Annotated in this window: 2 protein-coding genes; both read right to left on the reverse strand. The window is 68.6% G+C overall.

Annotated elements, in window-relative coordinates; translation table 11 throughout:
• Positions 1 to 60: 60 nt before the first annotated feature.
• Entirely contained in the window at positions 61 to 414 is a 354-nt protein-coding gene (locus tag DQW06_RS27070) for a hypothetical protein (RefSeq protein WP_117199554.1), read from the reverse strand.
• Positions 415 to 745: 331 nt separating this feature from the next.
• Entirely contained in the window at positions 746 to 1159 is a 414-nt protein-coding gene (locus DQW06_RS27075; RefSeq protein ID WP_157983630.1) for a hypothetical protein, read from the reverse strand.
• Positions 1160 to 1176 lie beyond the last annotated feature (17 nt).

A 1176-nucleotide genomic window follows, 5' to 3' on the forward strand; every position in this document is an offset into this window, starting at 1 on the left:
CGGTGGCGTAGACGCAGCGCAGCCACCGCCCGCGCACCGTGCCAGGGTCAGCCGGGAGCACTACGCCTCCAGGGCGTTCACGTCGTCGCGGTGTTCGGGGGCGCACCACACCCGCACCCCGATGCCATCGATCACCGTCTTGGCCGCGGGTGTGTCACCGTGCAGGAGTTCGACGTCGACACCCAGGTGCGTGGCCCACGCGCGCACGGCCTGGTGGGAGTCGGCGTGTCCTTCCAAGACCGCGTGGTCCTGGGGGTAGTCGGTGTACAGGTGCAGGAACCTGTGGATGCGGTCCACTCGCCACGTGACTTCGGGAAGGTCCTCGGAGACCAGCCCCGCGAGGATCTGCACGGCCTGGCAGCGCAGATCCCGGGCGGTGGTGGCGGTCGTGGGTTCGGTGGGCTGAGCGGTCATACTGGTGGTACCTCTCTGATGGGAGAGAGACGGCCCCACCCTGTGCCTGCAAGCTGAGGGTGGGGCCGTCGTCGTGTGGTGGACCGGGTGGTCCCCCCGCCTGCCGATCTCCTCAGTGGAGGTCGGCAGGCAGAGCCATCACCCGGATGTCGGGGTTGGTGCGGACGCCGGTCTGGACGCCCCGGCGCGGTGTTACAGGTCAGAGGCGTTCCGGACCGGTTCGGAAGGGGTCCGGAACGGGGGTTCGGAACCGGTTCGGAACAGGGTGCGGACACCGGTTCGGAACGTGAGAAGGCCCGCCCCGAAGGGGGCAGGCCTTGGCCGTCAGCGCTCAGACCCCGGCGAGTTCGCGGGCCTCCAGGACCACCCACTCGCCGGTCTCGTCCTCGTGGCGGATACGGCCCGCCTTCTCCAGCTTCGAGAGCTGCTCGTAGAACCAGGTCTTCTTGCGCTCCACGCCTGCTTCCGCCAGGCCGGTCTTGAAGTCGTAGGTCTTGAACCGGTGGCCCGGCCCCCAGTCCTCCAGAAGGTCGGCCGCGGCCGCGCGCGCCTCCTCGGCAGACCCCTTGGTGCCCTTCTTCGGTGCGATCACGAAGTCGTCTTCGGGATCCAAAGGCGGGATCTCGGTGTCCAGGTCGCCTTCGATCTCGGGATCGTCGTCCGGGGTCGTGAGCACGATCGGTTCGATGTCCTCGTCCACGATCAGCTCCTCATCGTCCACATCATCGACCTCAGGCACTGCCACGGCGGCCGGGGTCGGAG

Source organism: Nocardiopsis sp. TNDT3, from assembly GCF_003427465.1.
Lineage (GTDB): Bacteria > Actinomycetota > Actinomycetes > Streptosporangiales > Streptosporangiaceae > Nocardiopsis > Nocardiopsis dassonvillei.

Excerpts from the sequence above, each read along its gene's own strand:
- DQW06_RS27070 (WP_117199554.1), bottom strand. The coding sequence starts at position 414 with ATGACCGCTCAGCCCACCGAACCCACGACCGCCACCACCGCCCGGGAT.